Origin of the sequence: Pseudomonas sp. NEEL19, assembly GCF_028751975.1 — a bacterium.
Lineage (GTDB): Bacteria > Pseudomonadota > Gammaproteobacteria > Pseudomonadales > Pseudomonadaceae > Aquipseudomonas > Aquipseudomonas juntendi.
On the sequence record NZ_CP081491.1, the window covers coordinates 2,550,034 to 2,566,103 of the forward strand.

General features: G+C 62.9%; 14 protein-coding genes. 12 read left to right on the forward strand and 2 right to left on the reverse strand.

Going from position 1 to position 16,070, the window contains the following annotated elements:
• Positions 1-165 precede the first annotated feature (165 nt).
• The 11 genes from K4A76_RS11440 to K4A76_RS11490 all read left to right on the forward strand — a co-directional run bounded on the left by K4A76_RS11440 (position 166) and on the right by K4A76_RS11490 (position 12,238).
• On the forward strand, positions 166-1,542 hold the full coding sequence (locus K4A76_RS11440) for an oligosaccharide flippase family protein (protein ID WP_274412208.1): 1,377 nt from the start codon (positions 166-168) through the stop codon (positions 1,540-1,542).
• 236 nt (positions 1,543-1,778) lie between these two features.
• Entirely contained in the window at positions 1,779-3,245 is a 1,467-nt protein-coding gene (locus tag K4A76_RS11445; RefSeq protein WP_274412209.1) for a GMC oxidoreductase, read from the forward strand.
• Positions 3,246-3,348: 103 nt separating this feature from the next.
• Entirely contained in the window at positions 3,349-3,966 is a 618-nt protein-coding gene (locus K4A76_RS11450; RefSeq protein WP_009682743.1) for an acyltransferase, read from the forward strand.
• The gene (locus K4A76_RS11455; RefSeq protein ID WP_274412210.1) at positions 3,959-4,915 is read left to right on the forward strand and encodes a glycosyltransferase family 2 protein; all 957 of its coding nucleotides are present in this window, start codon (positions 3,959-3,961) and stop codon (positions 4,913-4,915) included. The genes K4A76_RS11450 and K4A76_RS11455 overlap by 8 nt, the downstream gene beginning before the upstream one ends.
• Positions 4,916-4,923: 8 nt before the next feature.
• A complete protein-coding gene (locus tag K4A76_RS11460) occupies positions 4,924-5,448 on the forward strand; it encodes a serine O-acetyltransferase (RefSeq protein ID WP_274412211.1) in 525 nt (174 codons plus the stop codon).
• Between the two features lie 5 nt (positions 5,449-5,453).
• Positions 5,454-6,431 carry a glycosyltransferase family 2 protein gene (locus K4A76_RS11465; protein WP_274412212.1) on the forward strand — a complete coding sequence of 326 codons (978 nt, stop codon included), beginning with the start codon at positions 5,454-5,456 and terminating at the stop codon, positions 6,429-6,431.
• A gap of 9 nt (positions 6,432-6,440) precedes the next feature.
• Complete coding sequence (locus K4A76_RS11470) at positions 6,441-7,445, forward strand: VirK/YbjX family protein (RefSeq protein ID WP_274412213.1); 1,005 nt, start codon at positions 6,441-6,443, stop codon at positions 7,443-7,445.
• Positions 7,446-7,494: 49 nt separating this feature from the next.
• Positions 7,495-8,697 (forward strand): glycosyltransferase family 4 protein, encoded by a 1,203-nt coding sequence (locus tag K4A76_RS11475; protein ID WP_009682748.1) that lies wholly within the window; start codon positions 7,495-7,497, stop codon positions 8,695-8,697.
• A complete protein-coding gene (locus K4A76_RS11480; RefSeq protein WP_274412214.1) occupies positions 8,694-9,881 on the forward strand; it encodes a glycosyltransferase family 2 protein in 1,188 nt (395 codons plus the stop codon). The genes K4A76_RS11475 and K4A76_RS11480 overlap by 4 nt, the downstream gene beginning before the upstream one ends.
• Positions 9,881-10,639: a WecB/TagA/CpsF family glycosyltransferase gene (locus K4A76_RS11485; protein ID WP_274412215.1), complete on the forward strand. Its 759-nt coding sequence runs from the start codon at positions 9,881-9,883 to the stop codon at positions 10,637-10,639. The genes K4A76_RS11480 and K4A76_RS11485 overlap by 1 nt, the downstream gene beginning before the upstream one ends.
• A 177-nt stretch (positions 10,640-10,816) precedes the next feature.
• Complete coding sequence (locus K4A76_RS11490) at positions 10,817-12,238, forward strand: undecaprenyl-phosphate glucose phosphotransferase (protein ID WP_009682751.1); 1,422 nt, start codon at positions 10,817-10,819, stop codon at positions 12,236-12,238.
• A 28-nt stretch (positions 12,239-12,266) separates the two neighbouring features.
• Here K4A76_RS11490 and K4A76_RS11495 read toward each other — a convergent pair whose 3' ends face one another.
• Positions 12,267-13,208 (reverse strand): LysR substrate-binding domain-containing protein, encoded by a 942-nt coding sequence (locus K4A76_RS11495; protein WP_274412216.1) that lies wholly within the window; start codon positions 13,206-13,208, stop codon positions 12,267-12,269.
• Between the two features lie 146 nt (positions 13,209-13,354).
• Between K4A76_RS11495 and K4A76_RS11500 the strand changes: the two genes are divergently transcribed.
• Complete coding sequence (locus tag K4A76_RS11500; protein ID WP_274412217.1) at positions 13,355-14,731, forward strand: L-serine ammonia-lyase; 1,377 nt, start codon at positions 13,355-13,357, stop codon at positions 14,729-14,731.
• Between the two features lie 307 nt (positions 14,732-15,038).
• Here the strand turns inward: K4A76_RS11500 and K4A76_RS11505 are convergent, their stop codons facing one another.
• Positions 15,039-16,034, reverse strand: coding sequence for an IS110 family transposase (locus K4A76_RS11505; protein ID WP_029887815.1), 996 nt, complete (start codon positions 16,032-16,034; stop codon positions 15,039-15,041).
• Positions 16,035-16,070 lie beyond the last annotated feature (36 nt).

Genomic DNA, 16,070 nt, shown 5'->3' on the forward strand with positions numbered 1-16,070 from the left:
GGCTGCCCTGTCGCGCAACTAAACTGTCTTCGGGCGAGTGGCAACGCCGGCCGGGCTCCCAAGACGCCGCCAGGCAGTGAGGCGCTGAGTTGCGGGCCAGGGCACTAGCATCGTGGCTAATTGAAACTATAGTGACTTTTAGCCAATCAGTCAGAGAATGAATTCATGCCGTCGATTGATGTGTCAGCCTCCGCGAGCCTGCGCAAGCGGGCCATGCGGGCCGGGTCGTGGAACCTGGTCTCGCAGGTGGCTTCACAGGTCATGCGCCTTGGCGGCAACCTCATCATGGCGCGGCTGTTGCTGCCGGAAATGTTCGGCGTCATGGTCATCGCCACCACCGTTTCGGTCCTTCTGCATCTGCTGTCCGATGTTGGCCTGCGCCAGAACATCATCCAGAGCCACCGTGGCGACGACCCGGACTTTCTCAATACGGCGTGGACCGTGCAGATCATCCGCGGCTTCGTGCTGTTCGCCCTGACGCTGCTGCTGGCCCTGGCGGCCTGGGTGGCGCAGTACCAGCAGTTGTGGCCGGCAGACTCCACCTATGCCGCCCCAGTGCTGCCAATGGTGCTGGCGGTTACCGGCCTGTCGGCGCTGATATGGGGCTTCCAATCCACCAAGATCGATGTTGCGGTGCGTACCTTCCAGCAGAAGCGCGTGACGCTGGTCGACCTGGCCTCGCAACTGGCCGGGCTGGTGGTGATGCTGGTACTGGGCGTGCTGACCCACTCGATCTGGGCCCTGGTCATCGCGGGCCTGGTCTCGGCGGTGGCCTGGACTGTGCTGGGTCACACCGCGCTGGAGGGCCCGCGCAACCACTTGCGCTGGGACCGTACGGCACTCACCGAACTGATCGTGTTCGGCCGCTGGATCCTGTTGTCGTCGATGGTCGGCGTACTGGCCATGTACGGTGACCGTATCTGGTTTGGCGCCAGCATGTCGGCGGCGCAATTGGGGGTGTACTCCATCGCCGTGCTCATCCTTGGCGCGGTTCAGACGGCGCTGATGAAGATCGTCGGCGCCGTGGCGCTGCCAGCGTTTAGCGAGGCGGCCAGGGCCGACGACAAAGCGCGGCTGAAGACCCTGTATTACCGCTTCCGTTTGCTTGTCGACCTGCTGGTGCTGTTCATTTGCGGGGGCTTCCTCACAGCCAGCCCGCTGCTGATTGGCTGGATGTACGATGACCGCTACCAGGAAGCTGGCCAAATGCTGGCGATTCTTTCGCTGTCCTTCATCGTATTGCGCTATACCTTGGCTCATCAGGTATGGATTGCGTTGGGCCTCACCAAGTACCAGGCCATGGACAACATCATCCGCCTGGTTTCGCTGTGGGGGCTCCTGCCGCTGTTGCTGGCGCTGGGAGGTGTGCAATGGGCGATCTGGGGGGTGGCCCTGCACACGGTGCCGACGCTGGTACTGGTTGTTCATGTCAATCGCAAGCTGGGCATCTTCAGCCTCAAACGTGAGCTGGTGGTGCTACCGATGCTGCTGGTGGGGGCGCTGTGCGGGGCGTTGCTCACGGCCTTCTTCAACTGGCTGTAGGGCTGCGTGCTGGGTGTAACTTTCATGGGGACAGGTCACAGGATCATGGGGAAGCTCACTTTTTGTACTGCGCAGTTGGGTCGTAGAGGCTTTCTCCAGAGTTGCGTGCTGCTGGGCGTGGGCAGCGCGGCGTTCGGCGCCACGGCGGTGTTTGCTGGCAAACCGGTTGAGAAACCAGGGTTCGTGGTGATCAACGGCTGGGTACTGCCGTCCCGCTATTTTCGGAACCAGCCAGCATGATCCAGGACTATGAGCAGCAGAAGACGCTGCGCGACAACTATGATTTCTGCATCATCGGGGCTGGCCCTGCGGGGATCACCCTTGGCCTGCGCCTGGCGGCAGCCGGCTGGAACGTGTTGCTGGCCGAAGGTGGGGGGCGTGAGTACGCCCCGCATTCGCAAGCCCTGTACGCCTGCCCCTCGACCGGCCTTGAGCTGTATGCCGAGGAAACCCGCCTGCGTTACCTGGGCGGCACGTCCAACCATTGGGCCGGCCGGTGTCGGCCCTTCACGGCTTCCGACTTCGCTGTGGCCCCACCGGGTGAGTTGCCGGGTTGGCCGATTGCCTATGCGGAGATCGAGCCCTACCTGCCGGTGGCCATGGATATCGTCGACCTGCCCCCCGGGGCAGATTTTCGGGCACTGAACACCGCGCTCGAGGGTGGCGACTTCGAAGCTGACCGTTTCCTGCTCAGCACCCCGACCCGCTTTGCCCAGAAATACGCCACGGCGCTGGAGCAGACCAAGGGCCTGGACCTGTTCATCAATTGCAACTGCGTGGACCTGGAATTCGACCAGGCATCCGGCCACCTGGCGGCGGTGGTGCTGTCGGACTACCAGCGCAATCGCCAGCGTTTGGTGGCCCGCAACTTCATCCTGGCCACGGGGGCCATCGAGAATGCCCGACAGTTGCTGAACAGCCAGTCCCTGGTGGCTGCGGGGGTGGTCAACAAGGAAGGCCTGGTTGGCGCGTGCTTCATGGAGCACCTGAACATCGAGATGGGCACCTTCATCCTTAAGTCCGGGCAAGACCCGGAGCCACGCCAGTACTACACCACCGATGCCTTCCTCGCCGAATACCAGGCCGGCAAAGGTAACGTCACCACAGCCTTGTTGGCCGATGTGCAAACCTATGGCCGCACTGCCGAGGTCAAGCATTTTCTCGAGAACCTGGCCTGCGACATGGGGATTTCCAGCAAGATCGAGTTCGTGGCCAAGTTCAGCTGCCCCGGTGACGGCGTGATCAGTACCATGATCGAGCAGTTCCCCAACCTGCACAGCCGCATTTCGCTGCTCGACGAGCACGACGCGCTGGGGGTGCCGAAGGTCAGCGTAAACTGGGTGCTCAGTGCCGATGACCGCCACACCATCAAGTGCATCGGTACCGAGCTGGCCAAGCAGTTCGCTGACACGGGCCTGGGCTTCGTCAAACTCAACGAGTTTGTCTATGACACCTCGATACCGCTGAAAATGGCGCCCCATGCCCACCACATGGGTACCACGCGCATGGCCGCGTCTGCGCAAACGGGCGTCGTGGACGGCAACTGCCGTGTGTTCGGCACGCAAAACCTGTATGTCGCCGGCAGCAGTATTTTTGCCAAGGGCGGCGCCTCCAACCCGACCATGCCGCTGTTGCAGTTCGCCGTGCGGCTGGCCGACCACCTTGACGCGAAGATGAGGACGGAAAGCGGCGCCGCCGCGTGAACCATGTTGTACACAGGTTGAGTGCGTAGTGGTCAGCATCTAGAAGAACGAGACCGCATCGCCTCAGGGCATTCGAGCCGTATTGATCGCGAGGCCAGGAAGGATGATGGGATGGATACGCAAGGCAGTGGCACATTACGCACATGCAACCGGGCGCGGAGGCACGTTCTACCGCCGGTTCTGCAGGCCGTCGGGGCTGGAGTGGGGCGCCTACCTCAAACGCTGGGGCAACTTTCACTCGGTAGGCGACAATTTCTTCGTCAATGCCGGCTGCAAGTTCCTCGACCCGTCACTGGTGCGTATCGGCAACAGCGTGGGGTTGTCCGACTGCACGTTGATCGGCCACGACGGGGTGGTCTTGCTGATCGAACACCGGTTTGGCAAGCACCTTGATTCGGTCGGGTTCATCGACATCAAGGACAACTGCTTCATCGGCCACGGCGCGATCATCATGCCGCGGGTGACCATCGGCCCCGAGTCCATTGTCGCGGCAGGGGCGGTGGTCACCAAGGACGTGCCACCGGGCACTGTCTACGGCGGCAACCCGGCCGTGTTCATCTGCACCACCGAGGCGCTGGTCAAACGGGTCGAGGCACGCTGCGAAGCCTACCCGTGGATCGACCTGATCAAACAGCGCGACGGCGCCTACGACCCCACGGTTGAGCCGCAACTGATGGCGCAGAGGCGCCAGTACTTCTTCGGGGATGGCAATAATGGCTAGCAAACCGGTCGACGTGATGGTGGTCAATTTCAACACCGCCGGGTTGCTGCAGCCAATGTTCGATGCCTTGCGCCGTGCAGGCAGCGAACACCTGGCCAGTTACCTGGTGGTGGACAATGCCTCCGTCGACGACTCGCTGCAGCGCATGGCCGAGGTTTGCCCGGAAGCAGTGTTGCTGAGCAACAAGCACAACGTGGGTTTTGGCCGCGCCAACAACCAGTTGCTGGCCCACCTGCAAGGCAAGTATGCATTGTTGCTGAACACCGATGCGTTCGTGGCTGCCGATTCCCTGCAAAAAACCGTCGACTACATGGATGCTCACCCGGACTGCGGTGTGTTGGGGGTACGCCTCGAAGGCCGTGAGGGTGACCTGCAACCCAGCTGCCGCTATTTTCCCACGCCGCTGAACGTCTTCGTCGGGCGTACTGGCCTAGGGCGCCTGTTCCCTGGGCTGAAAATGGTCGACGACATGGACTGGGACCACGCTTCGGTCCGCGAATGCGACTGGTTGCCCGGGTGCTTCTACCTGGTACGCCGCGAAGTCCTGGACCAGGTAGGCCTGTTCGATCCGCGCTACTTTCTTTATTACGAGGAAGTCGACCACTGCAAGCGGGTCAAGCAGGCCGGCTGGAAAGTGGTGTTCTACCCACATACGACGGTGGTCCACATAGGGGGTGAAAGCTCCAAGTCAGTCACCGAGCTGGAAGCTGCCAGCCGGCAGATTTCCGCTTACCAGATCGAGAGCGAGCTGCTGTATTTCCGCAAGCATCATGGCTTGGCCGGGCTGGCGTTGCATATGCTGCTGGTGACCGTGGGCGACCTGGTGCTGGCACTCAAAGCGCTGTTGAAACGACGCGGCCGGGGCGCGATACAGGCCTGCTGGCGTCATTGCCGGGCGACCTGGTCACTGCTGTTGCAGACCCGTTACGCCAGCCAACCGACAAGGTAGCTACCGTCATGTTCGAGAATATTCGCGCCGACCTGCGGGCCCATGGTGGCGACTGGGGCGCCCAAGGCTTCTGGGTATTGCTGGTGTACCGCTTCGGCCGCTGGCGCTACGGCGTGCGCCCGGCGCTGCTGCGCAAGCTGTGCTCACTGGTGTACAAGGTGCTGTTCAAATTCGTGCAGATCATCACCGGGGTGGAATTGCCTTGCGAGGCGGTGATCGGCCGCAATTTCGTCATCGACCATTTCGGTGGCATCGTGGTCAGCGGCTACGCCCGGTTCGGCGACGACTGTCGCATCCGCAACGGCGTGGTAGTCGGCCTGAAAAATGTCGACGAGCCCATTGCCCCGGTGTTCGGCAACAACGTCGACATCGGTACGGGCGCCAAGATACTGGGCAGCATTCGCATCGGCAACAACGTGATCATTGGTGCCAATGCCGTGGTGCTGGTGGATGTGCCAGATAACTCCCTGGCTGTCGGCGTACCGGCAGTCATCAAGGCCCGGCACCTGGTCGCCCCGGTGGCGGTCGAGTGAGGCCCTTGGCGATGCAGACCGGCGTGGTGGTCATTGGCCGCAACGAGGGCCAGCGGTTGGAGCGCTGCCTGCGCTCGCTGGGCCATGGGGCCGACAAGGTCGTGTATGTAGACTCGGGCTCCAGCGACGGTTCGCAACAACTGGCCGCTGCCTTGGGCGTCGAGGTGCTGGCGTTGGACATGGGCACCCCGTTCACCGCGGCAAGGGCGCGTAACGAAGGCTTTTCCGTGTTGCAGCGGTTGCTGCCCGCCATGCACTGGGTGCAGTTCGTCGATGGCGACTGCGAAGTGGATGCCCGCTGGCTGGCCACCGCCCAGGCGTTTCTGGCCGCACACCCCGCGGTGGCGGTGGTGTGTGGCCGGCGCCGCGAACGCTTCGCGCAGCGCTCGGTGTACAACCTGTTGTGCGACCTGGAATGGGACACCCCGATCGGCGAGGCCAAGGCCTGCGGCGGTGATGCGTTGATGCGGGTAGACGCTTTCACCGCCGTGAGCGGTTTTCGGCCTGACCTGATCGCCGGGGAAGAACCGGAGCTGTGCGTGCGCTTGCGCGCCAAGGGCTGGAAAATCTGGCGCCTGGATGCCGAGATGACCTTGCACGACGCCGACATGACCCGGTTCAGCCAATGGTGGCGGCGCAGCCTGCGTGCCGGGCATGCCTACGCCGAGGGCGCCTATCTGCACGGGCAGCCGCCCGAGCGGCACTGGTTGCGCGAGTCGCGCCGGGCCTGGGTGTGGGGCCTGGGCATTCCGGTGTCGATCGTGCTGGCCTGCCTGCTGGTGGGCGGCTGGGGCTTGGGGTTGTTGTTGATCTACCCGTTGCAGGCCATGCGCCTGGCGCAGCGGGGCAACAGGTCGCCGCGCGAAAACTGGCTGCAGGCCGTGTTTCTGGTACTGGGCAAGTTCCCCGAAATGCTCGGCCAGCTGAAGTTTCTGCGCCACCGCCTGGCGGCTGGCAAAGCGGCTTTGATCGAGTACAAGTGAGAGAGGCCCATGATGCTCGGCACCCTCGTGAAAAGCGTGTTTACCCTGCAACCCGGTTACTCGTTGCGGGCATTGCACAACAAGTACAAGCTGAGCCTGCAGATGGCCAGGCATTGGCCGCAGCTGGACACCTTCATGCAGCGCCTGACCGCGGCACTGGGCCAGCCGGGGGTGCAGCAGTTGGGCGTTGACTGCATCGGTGTCGTGCAATGGCCCTATATCAGCCAGCACTGGGAGGCGCCGCAGCGCCTCGATGCAGTGGCCTCGCACTTCGAGCTGGTGGCCCGGCATTTTCCTGGGCTGTTGCTGTTGGGCCGGGACGACAGCCTTGCCCTGTGTGACCTTGGTCGCTATTCGCCGGGCTGCTGCCTGGTGCTCGACCGGCCGATCTGGTTCAAGCGCGAAGGCGAGCTGGTGGTCAACCTGTTCCAGGGTGACCTGCGTGTGGCGTCCCTGGCGTTCACCCTGTGCCAGGGGCCGGCCGGCATCGGTTTGTACATCGGCGCAGTGCAGGGCATCCATAAAGGCATCGACAGCGACACCTCGCTGGCCATCTACCGCGACCTGACCAAAGACTTCGAGGGGTTGCGACCGCGCAGCTTGCTGCTGGAGGCGTTGAAGTGCCTGGCCAGAACGTTGGGGGTCGCCCGGTTGTATGCCGTGAACGATGCCAGCCGGCATCACCGCCACGCTTATTTTGGCCGTGACAAGGGCCAGGAGCTGGCGGCCAACTACGATGCTATCTGGCAGGAGCATGGTGCCAGCGCTTCGGAGCATGCCGATTTCTACAGCCTGCCATTGGCGCCGGCGCAGCGTGCCGAGGCCGACATTCCGGCAAAGAAACGGGCGATGTATCGCCGTCGCCAGGCATTGCTCGACGATGTATTCACCCGCTTGCAAGCAGCTTTGCCAAGCAATGGTGCCAACCTTGGACTACAAGGAACACAGGGGGATGCATTTGCTGTGAGTGCATCGGCAGTAGGCAGGCCGCCGGTAGTCGACAGCCTGAAGTAAAGGTTGCCTGGGGCGGTTGGTCATCAAGCGGGTTTGGATCTGGGTTCATATGCGCATTGCTTATTTCATCAATCAGTACCCGAAGGTCAGCCACAGTTTTATCCGCCGCGAGATCCTGGCGCTGGAGCGCCAAGGGGTAGAGGTGCAGCGCCTGGCACTGCGTGGTTGGGACGCCGAGGTGCAGGATGCCGAGGACGTGGCCGAGCGGGGCAAGACCCGCTACGTGCTGCAAGGCGGGCTGAAACAGCTGTTGCGGCCCATGTGGCAGGTGTTGCGCGCGCAGCCACGGCGCTTTGGCCGGGCGCTGTGGCTGGCACTGCGGCTTGGCCGCCGGGCGGACCGCGCCTGGCCCTACCACCTGGTGTATCTGGCCGAAGCCTGCCAGGTGCTGCAGTGGCTGCAGGCAGGGCAGGCGCAGCATGTGCACGCGCACTTTGGCACCAACTCTACCGAAGTGGTCATGCTGGCCAACATGCTGGGCGGGCCCGCCTACAGTTTCACCGTGCACGGCCCCGAAGAGTTCGACAAGCCGCAGTTCCTGCACCTGGGGGAAAAGGTCCGGCGCGCCGCTTTTGTCGCGGCGGTCAGCTCGTATGGGCGCAGCCAGCTGCTGCGCTGGGTGGCCCACGAGCACTGGGCCAAGGTCAAGGTGGTGCATTGTGGGCTGGAGCGCGCGTTCCATGCGGTGCCTGCGGTAGAGGCGCCCGCGGCGCCACGCCTGGTGTGCGTTGGGCGCCTGTGTGAGCAGAAAGGCCAGTTGTTGCTGCTGGAGGCCGCGCGCCGGCTGGCGGCCCAGTCGCAGGCTTTTGAGCTGGTGCTGGCCGGTGACGGTGAAATGCGCGAGCAGATCGAGGCCTTGATTGCCCGCCACGGCCTGCAGCAGCACGTACGCATTACTGGCTGGATCAGCAGTGCACAGGTGCGCGACGAGATCCTCGCTGCCCGCGCTCTGGTATTGCCCAGCTTTGCCGAGGGCCTGCCGGTGGTGATCATGGAGGCCATGGCCTTGCGCCGCCCGGTGCTGACCACGTTTGTTGCCGGGATCCCGGAACTGGTCAGGCCCGGCGAGAACGGCTGGCTGTTCCCCGCAGGCGCGGTGGACGAGCTGGCAGCGGCCATGGCCGAGTGCCTGGCGCAACCTGCCGAGGTGTTGCAGCGCATGGGCCAGGCGGCCTACGAACGGGTACTGCAACGGCACGACATCGACACCGAGGCGGCCAGGCTGGCCGGCTACTTCAAGGCATTCGCATGATAAGTGTATTAGCGTGGTTGCTGGGCCTGCTGACGGTCATCGTCCTGGTGCCGGTGTTGGTGTTTTCGCTGCAGGTATTGCTGGCTTGCCTGCCCGCACGCAGGCCGCCACCGTGCACCACGGCGCGGCCAACGCTTGCGGTGCTGGTGCCGGCGCACAACGAGGCCTCGATCATCCAGGCCAGCCTGGCGAGCATCGTGCCGCAACTGCTCGAGGGTGACCGCTTGCTGGTAGTGGCCGACAACTGTTCCGACACCACGGCGCAGCTGGCCCGCGAAGCGGGGGCCGAAGTGGTGGAGCGGTATGACGCCCAGCTGCGCGGCAAAGGCTATGCCCTGGACTTCGGCGTGCGCCATCTGGCGCGCCAGCCCCCTGAGGTGGTGATCGTGGTGGATGCCGATTGCCAGGTCGGCGAGGGCGCCATCGATATCCTGGCTCGGCGTTGCCGTGAAACGGCGCGCCCGGTGCAGGCGCTGTACCTGATGCGGGCACCCGTAGGGGCCGGGCTGAAAGTGCAGGTCGCCGAATTTGCCTGGCGGGTGAAGAACCTGGTTCGCCCGCGTGGCTGGGCGCGGTTGGGCTTGCCTTGCCAGTTGATGGGCGCCGGCATGGCCTTCGGCTGGCACGACCTGCGCCAGGTCAACCTGGCCAACGGCCATCTGGTCGAGGATGTGAAACTCGGGCTGGATCTTTGCCAGCAAGGCAAGCCACCGCTGTTCTGCCCCGAAGCCTTGGTGACCAGCCAGTTCCCGCTCAGCCCGCAAGGCCTCAACAGCCAGCGTACGCGTTGGGAGCACGGCCACTTGGGGTTGATGCTGACCGATGGGCCCAAGCGGGCGCTGGCTGCCATCACCCAGCGCAATGGTGCCCTCGCGGCGATGACCCTGGACCTGGTGGTATCACCCTTGGCGTTGCTGGTGTTGGCGCTGCTGGGGTTCAACCTGCTGACCTGGCTGGTTTACCTGGTAACCGGGCTGGTGGCACCTGCAGGGTTCGCCCTGCTGGGGCTGGGGTTACTCGGCGTGGCGGTGGTGGTGGCCTGGGCGCGCTTCTGTCGGGAGCTGATACCATTCTCGGTGTTGCTGTACGCACCGTTCTACGCAGCCAGGAAAATCCCCCTCTACCTGGGCTTTCTGATCAAGCGCCAGGTCGAATGGGTGCGCTCGAAACGGGATGACGACTGATGAGCCAGCGGCAATGGCAGCAACGCTGGGGGCGCCTGGTCGGGCAGCTGCATGTGGTCGCCGACGAAAGCGCCGTGCAGCGCCTGCTCGAGCACCTTACAACCCCGAGCAAAGCGACTGTGCTGGGGTTCGTCAATGCCCACGCAATGAACCTGGTGGTGCGCGACGGGGGTTATTGCCAGGCACTGTCGGCAGCCGATGTGTTGCTGCGCGATGGCTCCGGCATGGCGATCCTTTACCGCCGCCTGGGCCTGGAGCCTGGCCTGAACATGAACGGTACCGATTTCATTCCCAGGCTGCTGGCGGCCTACCGGGGGCACAAGGTGGCCTTCTGGGGCACGCGGCAACCCTATCTACGCCAGGCGGTGCAGCACTGCGCCGACACCTTCGGCGTGGCGCCGGTGTCGGTTCACGACGGCTTTGCCACTGTCGATACCTACTTGCAACTGGCGCGCGAGCATCAACCCGAACTGATCGTGCTGGGCATGGGCATGCCCAAGCAGGAAGCGGTCGCCGCACAGTTGGCCGGCATCAGCGGCCCCTGCCTGATCGTGTGTGGTGGGGCGATCCTGGACTTTCTCGGCGGCAAGGTCAGCCGCGCCCCCGGCTGGCTGCGGGCGCTTGGCGGCGAGTGGTTGTATCGGCTGTGGCGTGAGCCCAGGCGCCTGTTCATGCGCTACGTGGTGGGCAACCCGCTGTTTCTGCTGCGCACGTTGCTGTATCGGCGGGCGAGCGCTGCGGCCAGGCGCACGCTGTGAATCGGCCAAAAGCTGTGGCAGCACGTATTCCGGGCCCGCCTGTGGCAGCTGGCTGCTACAGTGATATCAATGGTTTGGATGCTGCGCGCTTCGCCGCGTGCGGCGCTGCATGGCTGTGATTCAAGACTGGTTGTTGGCTGTAAGGCACTTGCCACGCTCCAATTGATGAGGTCTGAAATGGTTTTCGAACCCAGAAGCAGTCGTTCCTTACTCCAGCGCCGAAGCAGTGTCAGCAACGCCATCCAGGCCGGCCTCGACGGCATTGCCGTGACGGGTATCGCCTGGTACCTGATCTATGACCAGTTCGGCTACATCACCTCCGATTACGTGATCATGCTGCTGTTGCTGATCGGCGCACTGGCGGTCATTTATGATCATTACGCGATCTACCGTACCAACGTCGGGCTTTCGATCAAGGCCTTTCGCCTGTTCAAGGCCTGGTCGGCCACGTTCTGCTTTCTGGTGGTCATGGCGTTCCTGACCAAACAGAGCGAAACCTACTCCCGGCTGCTGGTTGGCCAACTGTTCGTCATCGGTTACTTCGCCCAGCTGTTCCTGCACTTCGCCGTGCGTGAGCTGCAGAAGCGTTTCACCGCACATGCACGCCTGGACAATGCCCTGATCATTGGCAATGGTGACCTGGCCAACTTCCTTTACCAGAAAATCAGCAGCAACCCGTGGTTTGGCGAGCGGGTGCTGGGGTGTGTACTGGTCGACAAAGTTGAGCCGCAAGCGGGCGAGGGCGCCGAGGGCAAGCAGCGCCTGCCGGTGCTCGGGCATATTGCCGAGCTTGACGAGCTGGTCGCCCGCCACGGCATCCGCACGGTCTACCTGGTGACCCCGCTGGGCGGCTCGGAAGTGATCAACGACGTATACTTCAAGCTGCTCGACAAGTGTATCGCGGTGAACTGGGTACCGGACATCTTCTCGTTGCGCCTGATCAACCACAGCGTGCGGGAAATTGCCGGCATTCCGGTGCTGACCTTGTCGGAAACCCCGCTCACAGGCATGAGCCTGTTCCTGAAAAACCTCGAGGACCGGGTACTGGCCGCGCTGATCCTGCTGTGTGCGTCGCCGGTATTGCTGGCCGTTGCCCTGGCCATCAAGCTCGACAGCCGCGGCCCGGTGTTTTTCCGCCAGGAACGTACCGGCTGGACGGGTGAGGCGTTTCGTATCTGGAAATTCAGAAGCATGCATGTACACCAGCCCGAAGGCGGTGTGGTGCAGCAGGCCCAGAAGAACGACCCGCGGTTGACCCGGGTTGGGGCCTTCATCCGCCGTACCAGCCTCGATGAACTGCCGCAGCTGTTCAATGTGCTGACCGGCGAAATGTCGCTGGTCGGGCCACGGCCGCATGCCTTGCAGCACGACACCTTGTATTCCCAGGACATCGTGGATTACTTCGCTCGCCACAACATCAAGCCTGGCATGACCGGCCTGGCCCAGGTGCGGGGGTTCCGTGGCGAGACCAAGGACATCGAACAAATGATCCAGCGGGTGGACTCCGACATCGAGTACATCAACAACTGGTCGTTGTGGCTGGATTTCGTGATTCTGGTACGCACGTTGAATGCGTTCACCGGTAAACAGGCCTACTGATTGTCATGCCACAGGTGCAGAACAGGCATCATGCTGTGTTCAACGGGTGCAATTCGCGAAACCCCCGTGCTTCTTCCACCAGCCAGTCATGTACCGCCCGCGCGCCCGGCTGGGTCAACCCGCCGGGCGGGTAATGCACCACGTAGCGTTTGTGGTTGGCGATCGGTACGCCAAACGGCACGATCAGCGCGCCGCGCTCCAGTTCATCGTTGAGTAGCGTGCGCCGGGCAATGGCCACACCGATACCGGCAATCGCTGCTTCGATGGTCAGGTGGTTGCGGTTGAAGGTGTGCCCACGGCGTACGTCCAACCCAGTGGCGCCGATCCCGTCCAGGTAGAACTCCCATTCGGCATATTCCGAACTGCCACGCCAGGCGGTGATGTCGTGCAGCAGCGGGTAGTGCACCAGGTCGGCCGGCCCGTGCAGCGGGGGACGCCCACGCAGCAGTGAGGGCGCGCATACAGGAAATATCTGCTCGTCCAGCAGCGGCGTGGAGAGCATGCCCGGGTAGCTGCCGTCGTTGAGGTCGATGGCCAGGTCGAAGTCGCCCGGGGTCAAGGCCTGGGCACTGTCTTCGGCCACCAGGCGCAGTTCGATGTCCGGGTAGCGCTGCTGGAAACGTGGCAAGCGCGGCGTCAGCCACTTGGCCAGGAACGAGGGGATGGAGCGCACCCGCAACGTGCCACGGATCTCGCCGGCATCCAGGCGTAGCAGCTCTGCCTCGATGCTGCCGTAGGCGTCGGTCACGGTCTGCGCCAGGCGCTGGCCTTCGGCGCTCAGTTCCACGCCCCGTGCCCGGCGCAGAAACAGCCGGTAACCCAGGCGCTCTTCCAGCTGGCGCATCTGTTGGCTGACCGCCCCGGGGGTGATGTGCAGTTCCTCTGCACAGCGGGTAAAGGACAGGTGCCTGGCGGCGCAGGCAAAGACGTGCAGCCAAACAAACATCTGGCCGCTGAGTTGGCGTAGCATCGTTTAGTCCTGCTAAAGCCTTGCTTAGAAAGTTTCGTTGGTCATTTCAGTAGCACAGCGTCAGTATCGCGCAAAATCGCAGCAGCGCCCATTTTCTCCAGATAACCGTGCACTGGCTACCTTTCAGCGCATGGTCAGGCATTAGTATGGCTATCAGTGTTTTCGACCTTTTCAAAATCGGCATCGGCCCGTCCAGCTCCCACACCGTCGGCCCGATGCGCGCGGCTGCGACCTTTGCCCAGGCCCTGCGCGAGCAGGGCTTGCTGGGGCGGGTGACGCGCGTTGAAGTACGCCTGTATGGCTCGCTGTCGGCGACCGGCGTTGGTCATGCCACCGACCGTGCCTGCCTGTTGGGCTTGATGGGGCAATGGCCAGACCGTATCGACCCGGCCACCATCGAATCGCGCATCGGTCAGGTGCTGCAGGAACACTGCCTGATGCTGGACGGCAGCCACCCCGTGGCGTTCGGGTATGCGCAAGACATGCTGCTGCTCGACGAAAACCTGCCGTACCACCCCAACGCCATGCGCGTAGAAGCCATGCACGGGCAGGATAGCCTGTTGTGCCAGACCTATTATTCGGTAGGCGGTGGGTTCATCGTCGAACAGGCCGAAGTCGATGCGCCGAAAACTGCAGAGAACGCCGCCGTGCTGCCCTACGAGTTCGGCAGTGGTGCCCAGTTGCTGAAGCTGTGCCAGGCCCACGGCTTGAGTGTGGCGCAACTGATGATGGCCAACGAGTGCGCCTGGCGCCCGGAAGCCGAGGTGCGCGACGGCCTGCTGCGCATTTGGGCCGCGATGCGCGAGTGCGTGGACAACGGCCTGCGCAACGAGGGCATTCTGCCCGGCGGTTTGCACGTCAAACGCCGTGCGGCGCGGCTGCACCGTAGCTTGCAGGAACTGGGCAAGCCTAATGTGATCGGGTCGACGCTCGGCGCCATGGAGTGGGTCAACCTGTACGCCCTGGCGGTCAACGAAGAGAACGCCGCTGGCGGGCGAATGGTCACTGCACCTACCAACGGTGCAGCCGGTATCATCCCGGCGGTACTGCACTACTACATGAAGTTCAACCCTGGTGCCTGCGACGCGGATGTCGTGGACTTCCTGCTTGCCGCGGCTGCGGTTGGCATCCTGTGCAAAAAGAACGCCTCCATTTCCGGCGCCGAGGTCGGCTGCCAGGGGGAGGTCGGGTCTGCCTGCTCGATGGCGGCCGCCGGCCTGGCCCAGGTGCTGGGCGCGACACCGGCGCAACTGGAAAACGCTGCCGAAATTGCCCTGGAACACAACCTTGGGCTGACCTGCGACCCGGTCGGTGGCCTGGTGCAAGTGCCGTGCATCGAACGCAATGCCATCGCTGCCGTGAAAGCGATCAATGCGGTGCAAATGGCACTGCGGGGCGATGGCGAGCATTTCATTTCGCTCGACCGGGTAATCCGCACCTTGCGTGATACCGGGGCGGACATGCATGCCAACTACAAGGAAACTTCGCGCGGGGGCCTGGCGGTTGCATTCGTCGAATGTTGAGCTACTGCGGGGGGTAGGGGGCTGCTTTGCAGTTCATCGCCGTTCAAGCCCAGATCCCGTAGGGATCGTATGAGGGCTGACGCGTGTTTGACACAAGATGTGCAGCGCCTGGGAGATCGAGCGCCGCCCGCGCGGCGCTTCGCGGGTAAACCCGCTCCTACGTTTGTTTCGGGCCAATTATGCCTGGGGGATTTGCGCGCGAACGCCTTGGCGCCCACCACGATATCGCGTCGTACGAACAAGGCGATCGCGCGCGCCTGTCACAGGCAATACTGGCCCGAAACAAACGTAGATACTCTGTTGGCGGTCAAGCTTTTCTGAGGTGTTCAGAGCTGAAAAGCTTGGCCGTATCAAATGGCTCATCTCCGCTCATGCACGCCCAGATGCCTGTCAGGTACTTGCGCATGACAGCGGCGATCGCTTGCATTTTTTTCTTGCCCCTGCTGATCAGCGACTCATAAAAAGCCTTCGCATAAGGATCGCAGCGCACCGCCGTCAGCGCAGGCATGTACATGGCTGCCCGTAAATAGGCATTCCCGCTTTTGCCGAGCCGACCAGGTTTATCAATGCTTGTTCCAGACTGTGTCTGTCGAACATCAAGGCCAGCATGACGAGCGACCTGAGAGGACTTGAGCGTTTCGGGCAGCGTGGTCAGCTCAGCCAGGGCGGCCAGCGCCGAGACCTCTCCAATCCCAGGGCCTGCGAGGAGTTGCTCGTACTGTCGAGTTAGCCTTGGACACTGGGCGATTAACTCGCGCCCTGCCTTACGAAAGCGCTCGATTCGATTACTTAGTGAAGCAATCTCTTCTTCTTGATCCTCGATCAACATCGAGGCAGTCGTGGCGGTCGCCTGCAATGCATGCAGCTCGTTCTTCGCCCTGATACGGTGTCCCACCAAACGATTGATGTGCCGGCCAAGGCCTCTGAGTTCAAGCTGTACAGTGCTTGGAGGTGTCCACAAACGCGGGGTCATACGCTCCCCGTACTCGGACAGCAGCTGAGCATCTATTGCGTCAGTCTTGCTGTTCACCAGCATCAGTTTGGCGAAGTTGTGGAAGCTCTTGGGGTTGATCACGGAAACAGGTAGGTCAGCAGCGTGCAGCTCAATGGCCAAGTCCAGGTAATAGATCCCGGTCGCCTCCATCACGATCGACGTAGGCTTGAGCGCCTGCAGCTTTTTCACCGCAGCCTTGCGACCGGCAGGGGTTTGAGCGATATCCCACTGACCGGCAGTGCGCCCATCTTTACGCACCCCAACGACCGAAGTCCGTGAGCCGATATCGAGGCCAACCCAGACACTCATTCTTCCCTCTCCCAAGCGAATTAGGTAACAATGGCC